The following is a 19,962-nucleotide window of genomic DNA, read 5'->3' on the forward strand; positions in this document are numbered from 1 at the left end:
GTGCGCGGCGGCGTGCCCGGTGCGCACCTGCGGTCGGGGCATCGAACCACAGGGAGCGTGCGGACGGCACCCGGCCGGCGGACCGGATGGTCACGCCGGCCGGGAAGGGGCGGAAATCAGACGCGGAAGGACAGCGACAGCGCGAAGCGGTCCGCGCTGTCCGTCCACCAGTTGTTCAACTCCATTCCGGCCGCGGCGAGTTCGGCCCTCACGCCCTCCTGGCGGAACTTGGCCGACACCTCGGTCCGCAGTTCCTCGCCCGCGGCGAAGCTCACGGCCAGGTCCACTCCGGGGATCTTGACGCCCAGGTCCTTACGGGCCCGCAGCCGCATCTCGATCCACTCGCGGTCGGCGTTCCACACCGCGACATGGTCGAAGTCCGCGGGGTCGAAATCGCCGCCCAGCTCGCGGTTGATGACCTCCAGGACGTTCTTGTTGAACGCGGCCGTCACACCCTGCGGATCGTCGTAGGCGGCGACCAGCGTGGCCTCGTCCTTGACCAGGTCGGTGCCGAGCAGCAGCGCATCCCCCGGGGAGAGCATGCCGTGCACGGAGTGCAGGAACGCCGAGCGCTCCTCGGGGAGCAGATTGCCGATGGTGCCGCCGAGGAAGGCGAGCAGCCGCGGACCGGGGGTGTCGGGGAGTTCGATGCCCTGCTGGAAGTCGGCGACCAGCGCATGCACGCTGAGGCCGGGGTGCTCGGTGAGCAGCGCCTCGCCCGCCGCGGCCAGCGCGGATTCGCTGACGTCGATGGGCAGATAGGTGTGCAGTTCGCCCAGCGCGCCGATGAGGTGGCGGGTCTTGTCGGAGGAGCCCGACCCCAGCTCGATCAGGGTGCGGGCCTGGGTGGCGGCGGCGATGTGATCGGCGCGGGTGAGCAGGATCTCCCGCTCGGCGCGGGTCGGGTAGTAGTCGGGCAGCTTGGTGATGTCCTCGAACAGCTCGCTGCCCCGCGCGTCGTAGAACCACTTGGGCGGCAGCTGTTTGGGGGTGCGGGTCAGGCCCGTGGCGACATCGGCGCGCAGCGCGGCCGCGGTGGCGTCGGCAGGGAGGGTGCGGGTGATGCTGAGCGGGCTCACGTGGCGGACTCCTTGAGCGGGGTCAGGTGGACGTCGGTCCGGGTGGCGCGCAGCAGGGTGCGGTCCGGGACCTCGGTCCAGTGGGGGGAATCGTCGTACGGTTCGGAGGCGACAACCGTGCCGCCTCCGGGAACGGCCAGGTGAAACAGCGTGTCGCCCCAGGTGGTGGCGGCGATGGCGGTGCCGTCGGTCAGCAGCAGATTGAGCCGCGAGCCGGGCGCGGCCGCGGCGACCGCCGTGACGGTGCCGGCCAGCGCGTCGCCGAGCTCGTCACCGCGCGCCAGCCGGTGCTGGACCAGCGCCCACAGGAACGCCGCGTCGCAGCGGGCCGGCAGCCGCAGCAGCTCCCGCGGCGGCAGTTCGGCGGCCAGCGGGGCGAGCGAGTCCGGCCAGCCGGTCACCGCGCCGTTGTGGCTGAACAGATAGCGCCCGGCGGCGTACGGCGCGGCCGCGGCCTCGGCGTCCGCACCGGCGACGGTGGCATCCCGTACGGCAGCCAGCAGCGCGCCGGTGCGCACCACCCGCGCCAGATCGGGCAGCAGATCGTCGCCCCAGATCGGCCCGGCCCGCCGGTAGCGGGCGGGCACCGGGTCGCCCGGCGCGTACCAGCCGACGCCGAACCCGTCCGCGTTGACCGTGCCGTGCCGCTGCCGGCGCGGCTCCCACGACTGCCGGTACAGGCTGTGCGGCGGGGCCAGGACCACCTGGCCGAAGGGCACTTCCGGCCCCAGGTAAGCAAGATGACGGCACATCAGGCAGCGGCCTCCCGGGGTGTCCTGGCCGGGGCCCTCACGCGTCCGCCGCCGGGTCGGCGTCCCGGGCGGTACGGAACCCGGAGAAGATCTGGCGGCGGACCGGCAGGTCCCAGTTGCGGAAGGTGCCCCGGCAGGCGACCTCGCCGACCGCGAACGAACCGCCGCGCAGCACCTTGTACTCGTCGCCGAAGAACACCTCCGAGTACTCCCGGTAGGGGAAGGCGGCAAAGCCCGGATACGGCAGGAAGTCGCTCGACGTCCACTCCCACACATCGCCGATCAGCTGCCGTACGCCGAGCGGCGACTGGCCGTCCGGGTAGCTGCCGATGGCGGCGGGCCGCAGATGCCGCTGGCCGAGGTTGGCGTGCGCCGGTGTGGGGTCCTCGTCGCCCCAGGGGAAGCGCCTGGCCCGCCCGGTCGCCGGGTCGTGCCGGGCGGCCTTCTCCCACTCGGCCTCGGACGGCAGCCGCCGTCCGGCCCAGCGCGCATAGGCGTCGGCCTCGTACCAGCTCACATGCAGCACGGGCTCGTCCGGCGGCACCGGTTCGGTCACCCCGAACCTCCGGCGCAGCCACTGGCCGCCGTCGCGCTTCCAGAAGAGCGGCGCGCGCAGCGTGTGCTTCTGCACCTGCGCCCAGCCCTCCGTGGCCCACCAGCGCGGGTCCTCGTAGCCGCCGGCCTCGATGAACCGCTGGTAGGCACCGTTGCTGACGGGTGTGGTGTCGATCAGGAAGGAGGGCACCAGCCGGCGGTGTGCGGGCCGCTCGTTGTCCAGCGCCCAGGGCTCGGTGGCGGTGCCCATGGTGAACGGGCCGCCGGGGACGAGGACTTCGGCCGGCAGGATGTCGTCGGGGGCGGGCGGCGGCTCGGGCGCGGTGAGCACCGCGGGGCCGTGGCGCAGTTGGTGCGTGATGAGCATGGTCTCGTCGTGCTGCTGCTCATGCTGCGCGATCATGCCGAAGGCGAAGCCGGAGTCGAGCAGCGGAGCGCCGTGCAGCGGGGTGCGCTCCAGGATGTCCAGCACCCGGCCGCGGACGTCGGCGACATAGCCGTGCGCCTCGTCGGGTGCCAGCAGCGGCAGCGAGGGGCGCGTGGCGCGGGGGTGTTCGAAGGCGTCGTAGACGGAGTCGATGTCCGGGCGCAGCGCGTCCCGGCCGCCGACGGTGCGCAGCAGCCACTGCTCCTCCTGGTTGCCTATGTGGGCCAGGTCCCACACCAGTGGGGACATCAGCGGGGAGTGCTGCGCAATGAGGTCGGGATCCTCGACGCAGGTGGTGAGCAGGCGGGTGCGGTCGCGAGCGGCGAGCAGCGCCGAGGCCGCGCGTTCACGAAGGAGCTCGGGGTCGAGGGTCACTGGCTTTCCTTCCCAACTATGAGGTCGCCCTCCGCGGCGTACAGGGCCTCGAGATGATCGTCCGCGGGGCAGCGGCCGCGTGCCACATAGCGCTCGGTGAACTCCGCGACCGCCGTGAGCACCTCGGGGGAGGCGCCGAGCCGTGGCAGCGCCTCCTGTGCGGCGGCGAAGCAGGCCACCGCCGCCGCGTGCAGCTCCGGGTCGGTCAGCGCGCCGCGGGCGGCCCGCCGCCACAGCGGATTGCGCGGCGCGGGGCGGGAACCCGCCGTCTCCGCAAGGGGTTTGACGACGCGGTACGCCCGTTCCGTGGCCTCCGGGTCGTCGAACAGCGCGGCCGTGACGGCCAGCGGCACGACCCACCCGGCATCACCCGACTGTGCGTCGATCATGCGCAGTTCCAGATGGCCGCGCGGCCGTACCGGCGGGAAGAGGGTGGTGACGTGGTAGTCCAGATCCTCCCGGGTGGGCGGTCGGGGCACGCCGGTCCGGATCCACTCGCGGAAGGTGAGCCCTTCCGGCGAGTGCCAGGGGCCTTCCTCGGCGCGGATGCACATCACCGGAGCGTCCAGGACGTAGTTCACCCAGGCGGTGCGCGGATCGGGCCCCGGCGGCGGGGCGAGCGTACGGTCCGGGTCGAGCTGCGACCAGACGACCTGGCGGGTGGTGCGGTAACCGGTGGGGCAGCCCTCGCTGGTCGGGGAATTGGCGAAGGCCGCGGCCAGCACCGCGCCCAGCAGATGGGCCAGCAGCCAGCGCCGGCCGTGTCCGAGCGGCCCCGGCTCCTCGTACCCGGCGTCCACACACACCTGCACGGATGCGGTGGCGCACATCATGGACCGCCCGGCGGAGCCCCAGCGGTCGAAGTACTCCTCCATGGCGTTGTAGCGCGGCTCGGTCAGCACCCGCTGCGGGCCGTGCCACGGATTGTGACCGTGGCCGGCCATGCCCAGGCCCATGGCCAGCATGGCGGGGCGGACCAGCGCGAGGTCGGCGGTGACCGATTCGATGCACTCGGTGAGGGAGCGGGCGGGGAGCGAGCTGAGCTCCAGCTGGCCGCCGGGCTCGAAGGTCAGCAGGGAGGCGAGGGGAAGTGCGCGCAAGGTCGTGGCCGCGTTGTGCAGCCGGGCCGGTTCGACCGGACATCGGGGGTTGCGCGCGTCATGGACCAGCCATTCGATCTCGACTCCGATGCGGCGCGGCGGCCCCGTCTTGAAGCATATTCCGCGCAGGTGAGCTTCCAGCTCCGCTTCTGTTTCCGCAGGCCGTACGGGCATGGAATCCCTCTCCCTGGTGGGGTGGCGGCAGGATTGCCGCCCTCCACCTAATCTGCTGCGGGCGATGCGCTCAAGGGCGCGTTTGTGCCGCGGCCGGTGGGACGGGCTTCCACGGGGCGAGCGGGCCGTCCGGGCCGGGAGACCACGGACGGCGCCCCGGCGTCCTCCCGGCGCCTGGACGGCTTTCCCGCCCGGCCGACGGGACCGGCGACCGGTCCGGCGAGCGGCGGACGGGGGCGGGAGAGGGGTACGGCCGTTCGAGTGAGTGCCGGGCGGGGTGCTTTTTGCCGCCGCGGCGGCACGGCACCTCCGCTGCCCGGTGTCACTGGCGGTAGCCCGCCAGGAAGCGGCCGATCCGGCTGATCGCCGCGTCGAGGTCATCGGCGTGCGGAAGGGTGAGGATGCGGAAGTGGTCCGGGTGCGGCCAGTTGAAACCGGTGCCCTGGACGACCTGGATCTTCTCCCGCAGCAGGAGATCGAGGACGAACTTCTCGTCGTCGTGGATCTTGTGAACGGCCGGATCGAGGCGGGGGAAGGCGTACAGCGCGCCCTTGGGCTTGACGCAGGAGACGCCCGGAATCTCGTTCAGCCGCTCCCAGGCCATGTCGCGCTGCTCGCGCAGCCGGCCGCCCGGCAGGACCAGGTCCTGGATGGTCTGCCGGCCGCCGAGCGCCGCCTGGATGGCGTACTGGGCGGGCGCGTTCGGGCACAGCCGCATGGAGGCGAGGGTGCCCAGGCCCTCCAGATAGTCGGCGGCGTGCTGCTGGGGGCCGGAGACCACCAGCCAGCCGGAGCGGAATCCGGCCACGCGGTAGGACTTGGACAGCCCGCTGAAGGTCAGGACGACCAGGTCGGGGGCGAGCACCGCGGCGTGGTGGTGCACCTCGTCGTCGTACAGGATGCGGTCGTAGATCTCGTCGGCGAAGACCATCAGCCCGTGGCGCCGGGCGAGATCGAGCATGCCCTCCAGCAGCTCGCGCGGATAGACGGCGCCGGTCGGGTTGTTCGGGTTGATGATGACCATGGCCCGGGTCCGGTCGGTGATCTTCGAGGCGAGATCGTCGAGATCCGGCAGCCAGTCGGCGGACTCGTCGCAGAGATAGTGGACGGCCTTGCCGCCCGCGAGCGTGGTGACGGCCGTCCACAGCGGGAAGTCGGGGGCCGGGATGAGGACCTCGTCGCCGTCGTCGAGCAGCGCCTGGACCGCCATCGAGACGAGTTCGGAGACGCCGTTGCCGAGGTAGACGTCGTCGACGTCGACCTCCGGCAGCCCGCTCTGCTGGTAGTGCTGGGCCACCGCGCGGCGGGCGGAGAGGATGCCGCGGGACTCCGTGTAGCCGTGCGCGCGGGAGAGGTTGCGCATCACGTCCTGGAGGATCTCGTCGGGGCACTCGAAGCCGAACAGGGCCGGATTGCCGGTGTTCAGCCGCAGCACGCTGTGGCCCGCCTCTTCCAGCGCGTCGGCGTGCTCGATCACCGGCCCGCGGATCTCATAGCAGACATCGGCCATCTTGCTGGACTGCTTGAACTGCATGCGGCGGCCTCCCGGTCCTGGCTCACCGCGCGGCGCGGCAGCACTTGTTGACACCGTACTTGGTTTTACCAAGTGGGGACTTGGAAAGTCCAACTTCTGTCTATGCTGGTGTCATGCCGCGTCGAAGTTATGACCAGTACTGCGCCGTCGCCCGAGCCCTGGACGCCGTCGGCGACCGCTGGACGCTCCTGATCGTCCGGGAACTGCTGGGCGGCTCCCGCCGCTACACCGACCTGCACGCCGATCTGCCGGGCGTCAGTACCGACATGCTCGCCTCCCGCCTCAAGGACATGGAGCGGGACGAGCTGGTCGCCCGCCGCCGGCTCGCCCCGCCCGCAGCCGCCTTCGTCTACGAGCTCACCCCCCGCGGCCGTGCGCTGCTGCCGGCACTCGCCGCCCTCGCCGACTGGGGCGCCCCCGCCCTCGACGAGAAGCGCCCGACGGACGCGGTGCGGGCCCACTGGTTCGCCGTGCCCCTCGTCGCGCGGCTGGCCCGGCACTTCGCCGACGGCATCGAGGTGGTCGGCATCGCCCTCGACGAGGGCGAGTTCCATGTCGTCCTCGGGGGCGACGGGGCGGCCGCCGGCAGTCCGGACCCCGGCGGACCGGACGACGGCCCCGGCTACGCGGACGGCCCGGCCGAGCGCCCCGACATCCGTCTGCGCATGGACACCGCGACCTGCGCCGAGATCGCGTACGATCGCCTCTCCCTCGCACAGGGGATCGAATCCGGCCGCGTCAGGGTCACGGTGCCCGAGGTGTCCGGCGGACAACGGCGACGGAAGAGGACGACAACGGCATGACGGCACGCCCACTGGCGGTCTTCGACCTGGACGGCACGCTCGCCGACTCCACCCACCGGCAGCATCTGCTGCAACGCACCCCACGCGACTGGAAGGCCTTCTTCGCGGCCGCCACCGAGGACCCTCCGCTCGCCGAGGGGGTGGCCCTGGCGCTGCGCAGCACCGAGGACTGCGAGGTCGTCTACCTCACCGGCCGCCCGGAGCGCTGCCGCCGCGACGCGCTGGCCTGGCTGGACCGGCACGGGCTGCCCAAGGGCCGGTTGTGGATGCGCCCCAACAGTGACCGGCGCCCGGCCCGGCACACCAAACTGGAGATCCTGCGCCGCATCGCCCGCGACCGCGAGATCCGCCATGTCGTCGATGACGACGAACTCGTCTGCGACGCATGCGAGAAAGCCGGTTTCCCGGTGATACGGGCCCGATGGGTGACGCCGTCCGACACCCTGCGGGACGCCCAGCAGCGGGCCGGGCGGACGTAGCGCCGGGGGCCGGTGGTGCACCGGGCCCGGCCTTGTGCCGGGCCCGCCCCCGGCCGCGCGGCCGTTCGGCGGAACTGACGGTACGTCAGGAAAGAAACCGGGTAGCGCTCGGGAAATGGATCATGCATCAGGAACCCGGGCGCGCACCGGGCTTGCGCTACTGCTGGCCGTGGCCATGCTCACCGTGTTCTGGGCCCCGGCGGCCACGGCGACGGCGGACCCGAGGAGCGGCGGACGTACCGGCTCGGCCTGGCTGCCCTACTGGGGCGACGTCGACGCCGCCTACCGCGACGCGCTGCGGCACGCCTCCCAGCTGCACACCGTCAGCCCCTTCTGGTACGAGGCCTCCTCCGGCACCGGCATCAAGGGGCACGCGGGCGCGGGACGCCGCGACATCATCGACGGACTGCACGACGCCGGGATCGATGTCGTGCCCACCGTGACCGAGACCCTCGGCGCCGAGAAGATGGCCGACCTGATGCACGATCCGCAGCGGCGGCGGGACCACGTCGACACCCTGCTGGAGCTGGTCGAGAGCCGTTCCTACGACGGGATCGACCTGGACTACGAGGCGATGGCTCTCACCGGTGACCGGGAGGACCGCGACCGGGTGCGCACCGGATACAACGCGCTCGTCAAGGAACTGTGCGCGCGGCTGCACGACCGTGACAAGCAGTGTGTGGTCACGGTGCTGGCCCGGGTCCGCGGCAGCGGCCAGGCCTTCGACTACGAGCAGCTCGGCAGGTACGCCGACCGGTTCCGCATCATGGGCTACGACCTGCACTGGTCGGGCGGCGAGGCCGGTCCGCTGTCCGCCAGGGACTGGTACGACGAGTTTCTGCGCTACGCCACCGACACCGTTCCCCGGCACAAGATCGAGGTCGCCTTCCCGGGCTACGGCTGGGACTGGATCAGCGGGGTCACCGGCCACGCCGCCCATCTGACCTGGAGGGAGGCCGAGGCGCTGCGCGAGCGGGAGGACGCCGAATACCTCTTCGACGAGGTGTCAGGCACCCCGCACTTCACCTATCGCAAGGACGGTGAGGAGCACGAGGTCTGGTACCAGGACGGGCGCGGGGTCCGCGAGCAGCTGCCGCTGCTGAGGAAGTACGGGGTGCGGGGCACCGGCCTATGGGCGCTCGGGTTCGAGGACCCGGACTTCTGGTCCGCGCTCCGCGGCGAGTAGCCGCAGCGCCGCCTCGGACGGTGAGCCCGGCGCCGCGGTGTACATCATCACCCCGTGCCCGGAGCCGTCCGGCGTCTGCATCATCTCGAAGTCCAGCTCCAGGCCGCCCACCAGCGGATGGTGGAACCGCTTGGTCCCGAAGGTGCAGGTGTGGACGACATGCCGGGACCACAGGCTGCTGAACTCGGTGCTCTTCATCGACAACTCGCCGATCAGCGCCGCCAGTTGCGGATCGTCGGGGCGCTGCCCCGCGGCCACCCGCAGGGAGGAGACGGCCCGCCGGATCTCCTCCTCGCGGTCCGGGTACAGCTCGCGGGTGTGCCGGTCGAGGAAGAGCAGCCGCTGGGCGTTGGGACGGTCCTGCGGGCGGCCGGGGCTGTCGAAGTCGAGGTGTCCGGCGATCAGGTCGTGCCCCAGGCGATTCCACGCCAGGATCTCGAAGCGCGGTCCGAGCGCGAGGGCCGGTACGTCCGCCACGGCGGCGAGCAACTGCCGTACGCCGGGGCGGGCCTTGTCATGGCGCACCGCGGGGCGGCGAGCCGTGGCGGGACGGGCCGGCGCGCGCAGGTGCGCCCGCTCGTCGTCGGTCAGCCGCAGCGCCCGCGCCAGCGCGTCCAGCACCCCCTCCGAGGCGTGGTGGCTCTGCCCCTGTTCCAGGCGTGTGTAGTACGCGACGCTGACGCCGGACAGCTGGGCCAGCTCCTCACGGCGCAGACCGGGGACACGGCGGCGGGCCCCGTAGGAGACCAGTCCGACGTCCTCCGGCCGGAGCCGGGCGCGGCGGGTGCGCAGGAAGTTTCCCAGCTCGGCGGGGGAGTCCAGGGCGGATGAGTCCATGCCGCCCAGTCTGCGGCATCGGGCGGGCGGGAACCTGACCCTGTCATTGCCAGGATCCGGGGCCCGCCCGGGGGAGGAGTGCCCGGGTACGGGCGTCGAGGGCCGTGCCGAGGCGTCTCGCCGTGATGTGGCGGAGACTGTTCCCTGCGGGATACCGACCGCTTAGTATGTCGCTGGCGAGGGCGCCGCTGCGCCCTCCGCCCCACCCGCGTATCCAAGGTTGTGGAGGCACCAGGTGAAGGCATGGCGCGTACACGCGAACGGCGAGCCGCGTGAAGTGATGCGGCTGGAGGAGGTGCCGGACCCGCAGCCGGGACCGGGGCAGCTGCTGCTGCGGGTGCGGGCCGCCAACGTCAACTTCCCCGACGCCCTGCTGTGCCGCGGCCAGTACCAGGTGCGGCCGCCGCTGCCGTTCACCCCCGGCGTGGAGATCTGCGGCGAGGTGCTCGCCGTGGGGGAGGGGGCGGCCGGTGAGATCGGGGCGCGGGTGCTGGCCCAGCCGCCGCTGCCCGACGGCGGGTTCGCCGAGCTCGCGGTCGTCGACGCGGCGACGGTGCGCCCGGCCCCCGAGGCGCTGGACGACGCCGAGGCCGCGGCGCTGCACATCGGCTACCAGACCGGCTGGTTCGGACTGCACCGCCGGGCCCGTCTCCAGGCGGGCGAGACCCTGCTCGTGCACGCCGCGGCAGGGGGCGTCGGCAGCGCCACCGTACAGCTCGGCAAGGCCGCCGGCGCGCAGGTCATCGGTGTCGTGGGCGGCGAGGACAAGGCCCTGACCGCCCGCGCACTGGGCTGCGACGTGGTCCTCGACCGGCGCTGTGACGACATCATCGCCGCCGTGAAGGAAGCCACCGGCGGCCGCGGCGCGGATGTGGTCTACGACCCGGTGGGCGGCGAGGCGTACGCCAAGTCCGTCAAGTGCATCGCCTTCGAGGGCCGGATCATCGTCGTCGGCTTCGCCGGAGGCGCCATCCCCACCCCGGCCCTCAACCACGCGCTGGTGAAGAACTACGCGATCCTGGGCCTGCACTGGGGCCTCTACAACACCAAGGACCCGGCCGCGGTCGACGCCTGCCACGAGGAACTCGCCAAGCTCGCCGCGCAGGGCGCCGTCAAGCCGCTCATCGGCGGCCGGTTCGCGCTGAAGGACGCCGCCGAAGCCGTCCAGCGGGTCGCCGACGGTACGTCCACCGGCCGTCTGGTCGTCCTCCCCGGAGCGGAGGAGACCCGGTGACCGACGCCGCCGACCTGCGCCGGCGCACCGCCGACCTGCTCGCCGCACATCCTCCGGCCACCACCGAGCGGCTGGAGTTCCTGCGCGCCCGTTTCGACGTGGGGCTCGCCTGGGTCCACTTCCCCGAGGGCCTCGGCGGACTGGACGCGCCACGCTCCCTGCAAGCGGTCGTGGACGCCGAGTTGGAGGCCGCCGGCGCCCCCGGCAACGACCCCGGCCGCATCGGCATCGGCCTCGGCATGGCCGCGCCCACCATCCTGCGCTACGGCACCGACGAGCAGAAGCAGCGTCTGCTGCGCCCGTTGTGGACCGGCGAGGAGGTGTGGTGCCAGCTGTTCAGCGAGCCCGGAGCCGGTTCGGACCTGGCGGCGCTGGCGACCCGCGCGGTACGCGACGACGGGGGAGACTGGATCGTGGACGGCCAGAAGGTCTGGACGTCCAGCGCGCATCTGGCCCGCTGGGCGATCCTCATCGCCCGCACCGACCCGGGCCTGCCCAAACACCGCGGCATCAGCTACTTCGTCTGCGACATGACCGACCCCGGCGTCGAGGTGCGTCCGCTGCGGCAGATCACCGGCGAGGCCGAGTTCAACGAGGTCTTCCTCACCGGCGTCCGCATCCCCGACACCCAGCGCCTCGGTGAGGTCGGCGAGGGCTGGAAGGTCGCCCGGACCACGCTGATGAACGAGCGGGTCGCCATCGGCGGCGCCCGCACCCCGCGCGAGGGCGGCATGATCGGCGTGGCCGCCGCCGACTGGCGCGCACGGCCCGAACTGCGCACCCACGATCTGCACCAGCGGCTGCTGAAGCTGTGGGTGGAGGCCGAGGTCGCCCGGCTGACGGGTGAGCGGCTGCGCCAGCAGCTCACCAAGGGCCAGCCAGGACCCGAGGGCAGCGGCATGAAGCTGGCCTTCGCCCGGCTCGCCCAGGAGATCAGCGGCTGGGAGGTGGAGTTCCTCGCCGAGGACGGTCTGACCTACGACGACTGGACGATGCGCCGCCCCGACGGCGTCGACTTCACCGGCCGCGAGTCCGGCTACCGCTATCTGCGGGCCAAGGGGAACTCCATCGAGGGAGGCACCTCGGAAGTGCTGCTCAACATCGTCGCCGAACGTGTGCTGGGGCTGCCGCCCGAGCCGCGCACCGACAAGGACGTCGCGTGGAAGGACCTCCCCCGATGAACGACGGGACACCCCTGACCGGCACCCCGGCAGCCGACCCCGATCTGCTGTACTCCGAGGACGAGGACGCGCTGCGCGCCGCCGTACGGTCGCTGCTCGCCGACCGCGGTGATCCGGCCACCGTGCTCGCCGGACTGGAATCGGACGTCGCCTACGACACCGGCCTGTGGCGCGCGCTCGCCACGGAGATCGGCGCGGCGGGGCTGCTGGTGCCCGAAAAGCTCGGCGGAGCGGGCGCGAGCGCCCGCGAGGCCGCCGTGGTGCTGGAGGAGGTGGGCCGTTCCGTCGCGCCCGTCCCCTACCTGACCAGCGCGGTCATCGCGGTGACCGCCCTGCTCGGCTGCGACCACGCCCAGGAGGAGATCGCCGCGCCGCTCGCCGCGCTCGCCGGCGGCCGCACCGTCGGTGTACTCGCGGTCCCGCTGCCCACCGCCCCGGGCGGGCTGCCGGAACCGGCCGTACGCGCCGGGGCGGACGGCCGGCTGACCGGCCGGGTGACCTCGGTCGCCGACGCCGCGGGCGCCGAACTCCTCCTCGCCTGGGCCCAGGGCCCCGACGGCCCGGCGCTCTACGCGGTCGAGGCCTCGGCGGACGGCGTCCGCACCGACTCCGTCACCCCGCTCGACCTCACCCGCCCCCTGGGCCACGTCCTCTTCGACGGTGCCCACGGCCGCCTCCTGGCCACCGGGGACCGCGCCCGTACCGCCGTCGAACAAGCCCTGCTCACCGGCGCCGGACTGCTCGCCTCGGAACAGCTGGGCGTCGCCGAATGGTGCCTGACGGAAACCGTGCGCCACACGGCGGAGCGCACCCAGTTCGGCCGCCCCGTCGGCTCGTTCCAGGCGCTCAAGCACCGGATGGCCGCGCTCTGGCTGGAGGTGGCCTCGGCCCGCGCCGCCGCCCGTCACGCCGCTGACGCCCTGGCCACCGGCAGCCCCGACGCCCCCGTGGCGGTGGCCGTCGCCCAGGCGTACTGCGCGCCGGTGGCGGTGCGGGCCGCCGAGGAGTGCATCCAGCTGCACGGCGGCATCGGTATGACCTGGGAGCACCCGGCCCATCTGTTCCTCAAGCGGGCCAAGAGCGATGAGGTCGCCCTGGGGTCGCCGGGGCGGCACCGGGAGGCCCTGGCCGGGCTGGTCGCCCTCGGCGCCCCTTAGGACGGGGCTTTCGGAGCAGCCCGGGGCCGCGCTGCTCCGAAGGGCACCCCTCGGCCACCTCCTTCGTGGCCGGTGGCATCCGGTCACTCGGTGATGGCGAAGGTCCGGCTGACATCGCCGACCGCGCCGTCACCGGCGGTGGACACCTTCAGGAAGTAGCGGGGGCCCGGCGGCACCTTGGGCAGCGTCACGATCGCCTCACCGTTCGGTCCGGCGTCCGCCCGGGGCACCACCAGGGCCACCCGCTGCGACCGGCCCGGCCCCGTCGCCGTCCGCAGCCAGACGTCCACCTCCTCGCCGGTGCTGTTCTTCCAGGCCACCGTGAAGCTGCCGTTCGCCTTGTAGTCGACACCGGGCTGCGGCGCGGTCACCTCGATCCGTCCCGTCGGGGGCGAGGCGAACTCAGCGGGTTCCCCGGGGCCGGCGCCGGCGGTGGTCGCGTCGAGGGCGGGGTCCGCACCGAGGGCGGAGGTGGCGGCCCGCGCGGCCGAGCCCGCGTGGCCGGACGTGGCGGCCTTTGGACTGCCGTCCGAGGACCAGTTCTTGCCGGTGTCGGGGCGCGACGGCGCCAGCGAGATCACCAACATGCATCCGACGGCGGTGGCGGCGACGGCGACGGCGAGATTGGTGGCCATCGAGGTGGCCCTGCACATCGTCTCCTCGTTTCCTCGGGGGAGTGGCGAGCCGGAACATCCCCGGCACTCTGAGCATCAAAAACGACGCGCGGAGCGACCACCTGGATGGACATCTCCAGCGCGACAGCCCTCCGCGGGCGGGGGAGAATCCCCCACTGCGGACGGGATCGACCCCTGCATCGGTGATGTCCTGAAAGTGCGGTTCAGGTAGCGTCGAATACATGAAGACCGCAACGCGTCGTGCGCTGATCGGACCGGTGCTCCTGCTGGTGGCCGCACTGCTGGCGGTGATCGCCGCGACGGCACCGGGAGCCCGTGCCGCCGGCGGGCTCGACGAGGCCGCGACCGCCCTCAAGAAGGGCCCGGTCTACGTCGATCCCCGCGCCTCGGACCAGCTCTCCTCCGCCCAGGCGGACGCGCTGGCCAAGAAAATCAAGGACGCGAACAAGCCGGTCTTCGTCGCCGTGCTGCCCCGGGCCGCCGAGTACCAGCCCAGCACGCTGCTGCGGGACCTGCGCACCAAGGTCGGCATCAGCGGCGTCTACGCCGTCGAGCTCGGCAACGGCTTCAACGCCGGCGCCGACCCGCGGGTGATGTCGCACAGCGCGGTGCAGAACCTCGTCGGCTCGGTCAAGCGCTCCCAGTACCCGAGCGTCGACGCCCGCCTGAACAGCTTCGTCGACACCGCGACCCAGTCGGCGAAGGGCCAGGCCCCCTCGTCCTGGGGCGGCGGCTCCGGCGGCTCGGGCTTCGACACCGGAACGGCGATCGGCCTCGGTGCGCTGGTGGTCGTCGGCGGTGGCGGCGCGTACGCCATCGCCCGCCGCAACCGCAGAAGGCGGGCCGAGGAGGAGCGGGCCGCACTGGAGGACCTGAGGGTCGTCGTCGACGAGGACATCACCGCGTTCGGCGAGGAGCTGGACCGGCTCGACTTCCACCCCGGCGAGCCGGGCGCCGACGACGACATGCGCGCGGACTACAGCCATGCGCTGGACGCGTACGAGGGCGCCAAGTCGTCGATGGCGGCGGCCGAGCACCCCGGCGATGTGCAGGCCGTGACCAAGGCCCTGGAGGACGGCCGGTTCTCGCTGGCCACCCTTGCCGCGCGACGTGAGGGCAGGCCGCTGCCCGAGCGCCGGCTGCCCTGCTTCTTCGATCCGCGGCACGGCCCGTCCGTCGTCGATGCCGCCTGGGCACCCGCGGGCGGAGCGGAGCGCACCGTACCGGTCTGCGCCGCGGACAAGAGCCGGCTGGACGACGGCCGGGAGCCGCTGGCCCGTACGGTCCGCACCGCGAGCGGCGACCGCCCCTACTGGGAAGCGGGCCCGGCCTACGGCCCCTGGGCCGGCGGCTACTTCGGCGGCGGACTGCTGCCCGGCCTCCTGGTGGGCACGCTGCTCGGCAACATGATGTGGTCGACCGACGCCTATGGCGCCGGCTTCGGCGGGCCCACGGGCGCCGAGGGCGGCGACTCCTCCGGAGCCGACTTCAACTCCGACGACTTCGGCGGCGGCTTCGGCGACGGCGGCGGTGGCGGGTTCGGTGACGGCGGCGGCTTCGGCGGCGGAGGCGACGGGGGCTTCGGCGGCGGTTTCTGAGCGCCGGGCGCTCTTGCACGGTCAGCGGCCCGGGGCGCCGGGCGCTCCGGGCCCCGGCACGGTGAGCGCTTCGGGCCCGCGGCCGCCGGGCGCTCAGCCGGCCTCGGCGCCCACCGCCCGCTTGGCGCCGAGGAACCGCCAGTAGCGCGGGCGCGCCGCGAAGTCCGCATAGCGCCATACGGCGGGCCGGCCGGCCTCCCGGCACAGATGCAGCACCTGGTCCGGCCCCAGGTGCACGCCCACATGCGCGCCGTACCCCGGCGGCCGGCCGTCGACCGGCCCGCCGTCGAACAGCACCAGGTCCAGCGGTCGCGGAGAGTCGGCCCGTCGGGTCGACCGCTCGTCCGCCCAGAGTTCCGCCGAGCGCAACGGCGGTATCAGCAGGCCGAAGTGGCGGAGCACGGCATAGGCGTAGCGCTGGCAGTTCGCGCCGTCGGCCAGGTCGGCGAAGGTGTCGGAGGCACCGCCGCCGGGTGCATCGGCCGTCCCGTGCAGGGTGTGTGACGGGCATTCAGGTGTCCGGGCTCCCGGATGGCGGGCGCCCGAGTAGGTCACCTTGCGCAGCGCCTCGGGCAGCCGCCGGAAGGCTACCGCCCCGTAGACGGTGGGGACTTGACGGCCGGGCTCACACTTCACCACGCCATGATGCAGGGGATCTCCCCCGTGCCGCACGCCCCGGTGTCGAGCAGTCTCGACGCATCGGATCCGACGTGCACTCGACACCGCGAGGAGATCCCCGATGGAACGCCGCTTTCGCAAGGCAGCTCTCTGGGGCGCGACCGTCGCCGCCGTCCTGGCGGCCGCCGGCCCGCTCGGCCCGGCGCACGCCGTGCCGGGGCCCGACCCCTCGCCCCAGCCCTCGCCCCGCGGCATGCTCGACGCGATGCGCCGGGACCTCGGGCTGACGGCGCAACAGGTGCGCACCCGGCTCGCGCAGGAGACCGATGCCCATCGCGCCGCGGCCGCCGTACGCCGGGCGCTCGGCGCACCGCCCGCCGGGATGTGGTTCGACAAGACGACCGGCAAGCTCGTCGTCGCGGTCACCGGCGCGGCCGACGCACAGCGGGTGCGGTCCGCGGGGGCGGTGCCCAAGACGGTGCCGCACAGCCGCGCCGCGCTCACCGCACTGGTGCGGCAGATCACCGGCCGGGCCGGCAAGGGCGTACCGGGCGTGACGGGGTGGGGCGTGGACGAGCGCGCCAACGGCGCCGTGGTCCGTATCGACCGCACCAGGCACACCGCCCGGACCGATGCCTTCGAGAAGGCCGTCCGCGATCTCGGGACGCGCGCGAAGATCCCGGTCACCGTCGAGCGCAGCAACCAGACGCCGCGTCAGCAGGGCGGCTCGGTGGTGGGCGGCGAGCGCTGGACGCCGGGCTCCGAGGGCATCTGCTCGATCGGCTTCACGGTGGACGGGCCGGGGGGCTTCCAAGGGTTTCTGACGGCCGGTCACTGCACCCTCACCGCCGATCAGGCGGCGTACGGCAAGGACGGCAGCAGGATGGGGACCTCGAACCAGGGCGGCGGGCACAGCATCAACGGCCGGGAGGGCGACTTCGGGCTGGTCGGGGTCGACCAGCCGGGCTGGACCGTCAGCTCGTACGTGGCGGGCCAGGGCGGTCTGCCGGTCACCGTCACCGGCTCCCAGGAGGGCCTGGTGGGGATGTCGATCTGCCACTCCGGGCAGAGCAGCGGCTGGCACTGCGGGGAGATCACCCGGGTCGACCAGACGGTGGACTACGGCAACACGGTCATCGAGGGGCTCTCGCTCACCAATGCCTGTTCGGCGCCCGGAGATTCGGGCGGCTCGTATGTCACCCAGCCCAACGCCCCGATGGCCCTCGGCGTGCACTCCGGTGGCGGCGCCGCCACCTGCGGCAACTTCGGCGGTCCCACGCTCACCATCTTCCAGCCGGTCGGTGAGGCCCTGGCCAAGTGGAACCTGAGGCTGAAGACGGGCAGCCCCTGACGGGCGCCCGCCGCCCGCCGGACCCCGCCGCCTACGATGGAGGCCGGTGGTCATGAGGCCGGGTGCGTCCGAGCGGCGGACCGGCGCCTACGGGGAGCGGGAGAGATCGTGGCGGAAGCGGCGCAGGCGGCGGACACGGCAGCGGGTACGGACGCGGCGGAGCCGTTCGCCGTCGGGATCACGGTGCGCGGCTACGAGACGGACACCCAGGGCCATCTCAACCAGAGCGTCTATCTCCAGTACGCGGAGCACGCCCGCTGGTCGCTGCTCCAGGCGAGCGGCATCCGCCAGAGCGCCATGGTGGACCGGCGCGTCGGCCCGGTGACCGTCGAGACCACCATCCGCTACCGGCGGGAGCTGCGGGCCGGTGACGAGGTCGAGGTCAGCTGCGCGTTCGTCTGGGGCGAGGGCAGAACCTTCCGCATCGAGCAGACCATCCGCAAGACGGACGGGACGGTGGCGGCCGAGGTGAGCGCGGTCTGCGGGCTGCTCGACCTCACCGAGCGCAAGCTGCTCAAGGACCCGCGGGCGGCCTTCCGCGACCTGGCCGACGACCCCTCGCTGCTCGGTCTCGCCGACGGCTGACGAGCGCGTTTTTGGGCCCTCCGGTGTGCGAAAGGCCCCGGCGGGCCCGGGTAGTGTGGGCGTGTGGACATGCTGCACCTGCGCTACTTCGTGGCGGTTGCCGAAGAGCTCAATTTCTCCCAGGCGGCACGCAAGTTGCATATGGCGGCCTCTCCTCTGAGCCAGCGCATCAAGGACCTCGAACGGGAGCTGAACCAGCCGCTCTTCGACCGCACCACCCACCATGTCGAGCTGACTCCGGCCGGTGCCGCGTTGCTGCCGATGGCGCGCGATGTTCTCGAACGCGTCAACTCCATTCCCTGGCGGCTGCGTGAGGCCGTCCGTCCGCAGCGCGCCACCCTGCTCATCGGGATGCCCTCCGGCGTGCATCCCGATCTCCGCGCCCGGGTCCGGGAGCTGGAGGACGCCTGCCGGGAGACGTACGAGCTCAAGCGCTGGCCCGGCCGCTCCACCGGCCTCGCCGGGGCGGTCCGCGACGGCCGGCTGGCGCTCGCGCTGGCCCGGCTGCCGGTCGCTGACCCCGCGCTCGGCGTCATCGAGGTCATGCGGGAACGGCTCGGGGCGGCCGTCCCCGCCGACCGGTTCGAAGGCCGGGAGTCGGTCACCCTGGACGAACTGAAGCAGTTGCCCTATGTGGCCACCGCCCCCGAGGCCATGCCCGCATATTTCGATGAAATCGATGCGCGGCTGAATTCCGCGGGCCTGAAGAAGAGAATTCGCATCAATAGTTCCGACTACGCGGGTACCTCGGAACTGGTGTCCGGCGGAATTGCCTTCTCGATGACGATGCTTTCTCCGGACAGTCCGATGCATCTTTATCGGCTGGACAATGTCACCGTGCTGCCGGTGGACGACTTCCAGGCCGAACTTGCCACCGGCCTGCTCTTCCGTGAGGACCGGGCGGGGCCAGGCGGCGATCTCGAAGAGCTCGTCACCGCGGCGCGGCGCATCTTCGCCGAGGAACTCCTCGCCTGACTCGCGCGCACTCCCGCATCCGCGGCCAAGGGCATGACCACTGTGGTCATGCCCTTCTTCGTTTCTTGATCGTTCTCATTCCGCGGTATCTCGCCTAACGTCGAAGACAGAAAGATTCGCAGTACAGCTACTTCCGCAGGAGCGACAATGGACGCCACGACCGAAAGCGCCGACGGCCCGCTGGACGGTGTACGGGTGATCGACCTGTCCACGGTGGTGATGGGCCCCTACGCCGCCCAGATCCTCGGAGACCTCGGCGCCGACGTCATCAAGATCGAGTCGCCGTCGGACACCGTACGGTCGGGCCGGTACCGGACCACGCCCGGGATGACACCGCTCAACCTGAACGTCAACCGCAACAAGCGCAGCGTCTCGCTGAACCTCAAGGACGAGGCCGACCACGAGCGCGCACTGGCGCTCATCGGCACCGCCGACGTCCTGATCACCAACATGCGCCCCGGTGCCCTGGCCCGGCTCGGCCTGACCTACGCCGACCTCGCCGAGCGCCACCCCGGCCTGGTCTACGCCCACGCCCAGGGCTTCCGCAGCGACTCCGACCGCGCGGGCCACGCCGCCTACGACGAAACGGTGCAGGCGTCCTCCGGTCTGGTGGACGTGGCCCACCGCGCGCTGGGCCGTCCCGTCTACCTGCCGACGATCATCGGTGACAAGGTCGCCGCGCTGACCATCGTCTACGCGGTGCTCGCCGCGCTGGTGCACCGCGACCGCACGGGCAGCGGCCAGCACATCGAGGTCCCCATGACGGACACCCTCCTCGCCTTCAACCTCGTCGAGCACCTGTCCGGCCATGTCTACGAGCCGGCCGAGGGCTCCACCGGGTTCCCCCTGTCGATGAAGCGCGGCCACCGGGCCGTGCCCACGGCCGACGGGCTCGCCTGCGTCGTGCCGTACAACCCGCAGAACTTCCGGGACTTCTTCGCCGCCGCCGGCCGCCCCGACCTCGCCGAGGACCCGCGGGTGACCGGCCCGGCCATCGACGACGCCGATGTCGACCCGCTCATGGAGCTGGTGGCCCGGTGCGCGCCGAGTCTGACCACCCAGGAGTGGGAAGAGGTCTGCGCCAAGCACAGTATTCCCATGGCGCCGGTGCTGGAGCTGGACCGGGCGGCCGAGGACCCCTACGTCCGCGACGGCCACCTCCTAGACGTGGTCGAGCACCCGAGCGAGGGCCCGATCCGTTCGGTCGGCATCCCCGTGCGCTACTCCGCCACCCCGGGCTCGGTCCGGCGGCTCGCCCCGCTGCCCGGCCAGCACACCGACGAAGTCCTCGACGAGCTCGCCGCCACCCGGCGGTGACGGCCCGCCA

General features: G+C 72.7%; 19 protein-coding genes. 11 read left to right on the plus strand and 8 right to left on the minus strand.

Annotated elements, in window-relative coordinates:
• Nucleotides 1-116: 116 nt before the first annotated feature.
• From egtD to IF67_RS0129895, 5 genes are all read right to left on the minus strand, one after another.
• On the minus strand, nt 117-1,079 hold the full coding sequence (gene egtD, locus IF67_RS0129875; protein ID WP_030990918.1) for an L-histidine N(alpha)-methyltransferase: 963 nt from the start codon (nt 1,077-1,079) through the stop codon (nt 117-119).
• On the minus strand, nt 1,076-1,831 hold the full coding sequence (gene egtC, locus IF67_RS0129880; protein ID WP_030990921.1) for an ergothioneine biosynthesis protein EgtC: 756 nt from the start codon (nt 1,829-1,831) through the stop codon (nt 1,076-1,078). Before egtC ends, egtD begins: the two co-directional genes overlap by 4 nt.
• Nucleotides 1,832-1,868: 37 nt before the next feature.
• Nucleotides 1,869-3,188, minus strand: a complete 1,320-nt coding sequence (egtB, locus tag IF67_RS0129885; RefSeq protein WP_030990923.1) for an ergothioneine biosynthesis protein EgtB — start codon at nt 3,186-3,188, stop codon at nt 1,869-1,871.
• Nucleotides 3,185-4,462 (minus strand): ergothioneine biosynthesis glutamate--cysteine ligase EgtA, encoded by a 1,278-nt coding sequence (gene egtA, locus IF67_RS0129890; protein ID WP_037840023.1) that lies wholly within the window; start codon nt 4,460-4,462, stop codon nt 3,185-3,187. Before egtA ends, egtB begins: the two co-directional genes overlap by 4 nt.
• 322 nt (nt 4,463-4,784) lie before the next feature.
• The gene (locus tag IF67_RS0129895) at nt 4,785-5,996 is read right to left on the minus strand and encodes a pyridoxal phosphate-dependent aminotransferase (RefSeq protein WP_030990927.1); all 1,212 of its coding nucleotides are present in this window, start codon (nt 5,994-5,996) and stop codon (nt 4,785-4,787) included.
• A 113-nt stretch (nt 5,997-6,109) separates the two neighbouring features.
• On the opposite strand from IF67_RS0129895, the gene IF67_RS0129900 reads away from it, so the two are divergent.
• The 3 genes from IF67_RS0129900 (at nt 6,110) to IF67_RS0129910 (ending at nt 8,464) form a co-directional block, all read left to right on the plus strand.
• Nucleotides 6,110-6,799 carry a winged helix-turn-helix transcriptional regulator gene (locus IF67_RS0129900; RefSeq protein ID WP_037840024.1) on the plus strand — a complete coding sequence of 230 codons (690 nt, stop codon included), beginning with the start codon at nt 6,110-6,112 and terminating at the stop codon, nt 6,797-6,799.
• Complete coding sequence (locus IF67_RS0129905; protein WP_030990930.1) at nt 6,796-7,278, plus strand: nucleotidase; 483 nt, start codon at nt 6,796-6,798, stop codon at nt 7,276-7,278. Before IF67_RS0129900 ends, IF67_RS0129905 begins: the two co-directional genes overlap by 4 nt.
• A 115-nt stretch (nt 7,279-7,393) precedes the next feature.
• Entirely contained in the window at nt 7,394-8,464 is a 1,071-nt protein-coding gene (locus tag IF67_RS0129910; RefSeq protein ID WP_030990932.1) for a glycosyl hydrolase family 18 protein, read from the plus strand.
• On the opposite strand, the gene IF67_RS0129915 is transcribed toward IF67_RS0129910, so the two are convergent.
• On the minus strand, nt 8,408-9,301 hold the full coding sequence (locus IF67_RS0129915; protein ID WP_030990934.1) for a helix-turn-helix transcriptional regulator: 894 nt from the start codon (nt 9,299-9,301) through the stop codon (nt 8,408-8,410). The genes IF67_RS0129910 and IF67_RS0129915 overlap by 57 nt on opposite strands.
• A gap of 235 nt (nt 9,302-9,536) precedes the next feature.
• On the opposite strand from IF67_RS0129915, the gene IF67_RS0129920 reads away from it, so the two are divergent.
• Genes IF67_RS0129920 through IF67_RS0129930 form a run of 3 tightly spaced genes read left to right on the plus strand, consistent with a single transcriptional unit; the run spans nt 9,537 to nt 12,873 of the window.
• Nucleotides 9,537-10,535, plus strand: a complete 999-nt coding sequence (locus IF67_RS0129920; RefSeq protein WP_030990936.1) for an NADPH:quinone oxidoreductase family protein — start codon at nt 9,537-9,539, stop codon at nt 10,533-10,535.
• Complete coding sequence (locus IF67_RS0129925) at nt 10,532-11,716, plus strand: acyl-CoA dehydrogenase family protein (RefSeq protein WP_030990939.1); 1,185 nt, start codon at nt 10,532-10,534, stop codon at nt 11,714-11,716. The genes IF67_RS0129920 and IF67_RS0129925 overlap by 4 nt, the downstream gene beginning before the upstream one ends.
• Nucleotides 11,713-12,873, plus strand: coding sequence for an acyl-CoA dehydrogenase family protein (locus tag IF67_RS0129930; RefSeq protein WP_030990940.1), 1,161 nt, complete (start codon nt 11,713-11,715; stop codon nt 12,871-12,873). Before IF67_RS0129925 ends, IF67_RS0129930 begins: the two co-directional genes overlap by 4 nt.
• Nucleotides 12,874-12,956: 83 nt before the next feature.
• On the opposite strand, the gene IF67_RS0129935 is transcribed toward IF67_RS0129930, so the two are convergent.
• On the minus strand, nt 12,957-13,526 hold the full coding sequence (locus IF67_RS0129935; protein ID WP_234341420.1) for a hypothetical protein: 570 nt from the start codon (nt 13,524-13,526) through the stop codon (nt 12,957-12,959).
• A gap of 203 nt (nt 13,527-13,729) precedes the next feature.
• On the opposite strand from IF67_RS0129935, the gene IF67_RS0129940 reads away from it, so the two are divergent.
• Entirely contained in the window at nt 13,730-15,106 is a 1,377-nt protein-coding gene (locus IF67_RS0129940; RefSeq protein WP_030990944.1) for a hypothetical protein, read from the plus strand.
• Nucleotides 15,107-15,199: 93 nt separating this feature from the next.
• Here the strand turns inward: IF67_RS0129940 and IF67_RS0129945 are convergent, their stop codons facing one another.
• On the minus strand, nt 15,200-15,742 hold the full coding sequence (locus IF67_RS0129945; protein WP_107050324.1) for a cell wall hydrolase: 543 nt from the start codon (nt 15,740-15,742) through the stop codon (nt 15,200-15,202).
• Between the two features lie 103 nt (nt 15,743-15,845).
• Between IF67_RS0129945 and IF67_RS0129950 the strand changes: the two genes are divergently transcribed.
• The 4 genes from IF67_RS0129950 to IF67_RS0129965 all read left to right on the plus strand — a co-directional run bounded on the left by IF67_RS0129950 (nt 15,846) and on the right by IF67_RS0129965 (nt 19,952).
• A complete protein-coding gene (locus IF67_RS0129950) occupies nt 15,846-17,075 on the plus strand; it encodes a S1 family peptidase (protein WP_030990950.1) in 1,230 nt (409 codons plus the stop codon).
• Nucleotides 17,076-17,183: 108 nt separating this feature from the next.
• Nucleotides 17,184-17,660: an acyl-CoA thioesterase gene (locus IF67_RS0129955; RefSeq protein ID WP_051818714.1), complete on the plus strand. Its 477-nt coding sequence runs from the start codon at nt 17,184-17,186 to the stop codon at nt 17,658-17,660.
• Nucleotides 17,661-17,729: 69 nt separating this feature from the next.
• On the plus strand, nt 17,730-18,635 hold the full coding sequence (locus IF67_RS0129960; RefSeq protein ID WP_234341424.1) for a LysR family transcriptional regulator: 906 nt from the start codon (nt 17,730-17,732) through the stop codon (nt 18,633-18,635).
• A 147-nt stretch (nt 18,636-18,782) separates the two neighbouring features.
• Nucleotides 18,783-19,952: a CaiB/BaiF CoA transferase family protein gene (locus tag IF67_RS0129965; protein WP_030990956.1), complete on the plus strand. Its 1,170-nt coding sequence runs from the start codon at nt 18,783-18,785 to the stop codon at nt 19,950-19,952.
• The last annotated feature ends 10 nt before the right edge of the window (nt 19,953-19,962 follow it).

The sequence above is a fragment of the Streptomyces sp. NRRL S-1813 genome (assembly GCF_000719605.1).
Taxonomy (GTDB): domain Bacteria; phylum Actinomycetota; class Actinomycetes; order Streptomycetales; family Streptomycetaceae; genus Streptomyces; species Streptomyces decoyicus.

Coding starts and splice junctions, on each gene's coding strand:
- egtC (WP_030990921.1), bottom strand. CDS start 1,831: ATGTGCCGTCATCTTGCTTACCTGGGGCCGGAAGTGCCCTTCGGCCAG.
- egtA (WP_037840023.1), bottom strand. CDS start 4,462: ATGCCCGTACGGCCTGCGGAAACAGAAGCGGAGCTGGAAGCTCACCTG.
- IF67_RS0129895 (WP_030990927.1), bottom strand. CDS start 5,996: ATGCAGTTCAAGCAGTCCAGCAAGATGGCCGATGTCTGCTATGAGATC.
- IF67_RS0129900 (WP_037840024.1), top strand. CDS start 6,110: ATGCCGCGTCGAAGTTATGACCAGTACTGCGCCGTCGCCCGAGCCCTG.
- IF67_RS0129905 (WP_030990930.1), top strand. CDS start 6,796: ATGACGGCACGCCCACTGGCGGTCTTCGACCTGGACGGCACGCTCGCC.
- IF67_RS0129910 (WP_030990932.1), top strand. CDS start 7,394: ATGGATCATGCATCAGGAACCCGGGCGCGCACCGGGCTTGCGCTACTG.
- IF67_RS0129915 (WP_030990934.1), bottom strand. CDS start 9,301: ATGGACTCATCCGCCCTGGACTCCCCCGCCGAGCTGGGAAACTTCCTG.
- IF67_RS0129930 (WP_030990940.1), top strand. CDS start 11,713: ATGAACGACGGGACACCCCTGACCGGCACCCCGGCAGCCGACCCCGAT.
- IF67_RS0129935 (WP_234341420.1), bottom strand. CDS start 13,526: ATGTGCAGGGCCACCTCGATGGCCACCAATCTCGCCGTCGCCGTCGCC.
- IF67_RS0129940 (WP_030990944.1), top strand. CDS start 13,730: ATGAAGACCGCAACGCGTCGTGCGCTGATCGGACCGGTGCTCCTGCTG.
- IF67_RS0129950 (WP_030990950.1), top strand. CDS start 15,846: ATGGAACGCCGCTTTCGCAAGGCAGCTCTCTGGGGCGCGACCGTCGCC.
- IF67_RS0129960 (WP_234341424.1), top strand. CDS start 17,730: ATGCTGCACCTGCGCTACTTCGTGGCGGTTGCCGAAGAGCTCAATTTC.
- IF67_RS0129965 (WP_030990956.1), top strand. CDS start 18,783: ATGGACGCCACGACCGAAAGCGCCGACGGCCCGCTGGACGGTGTACGG.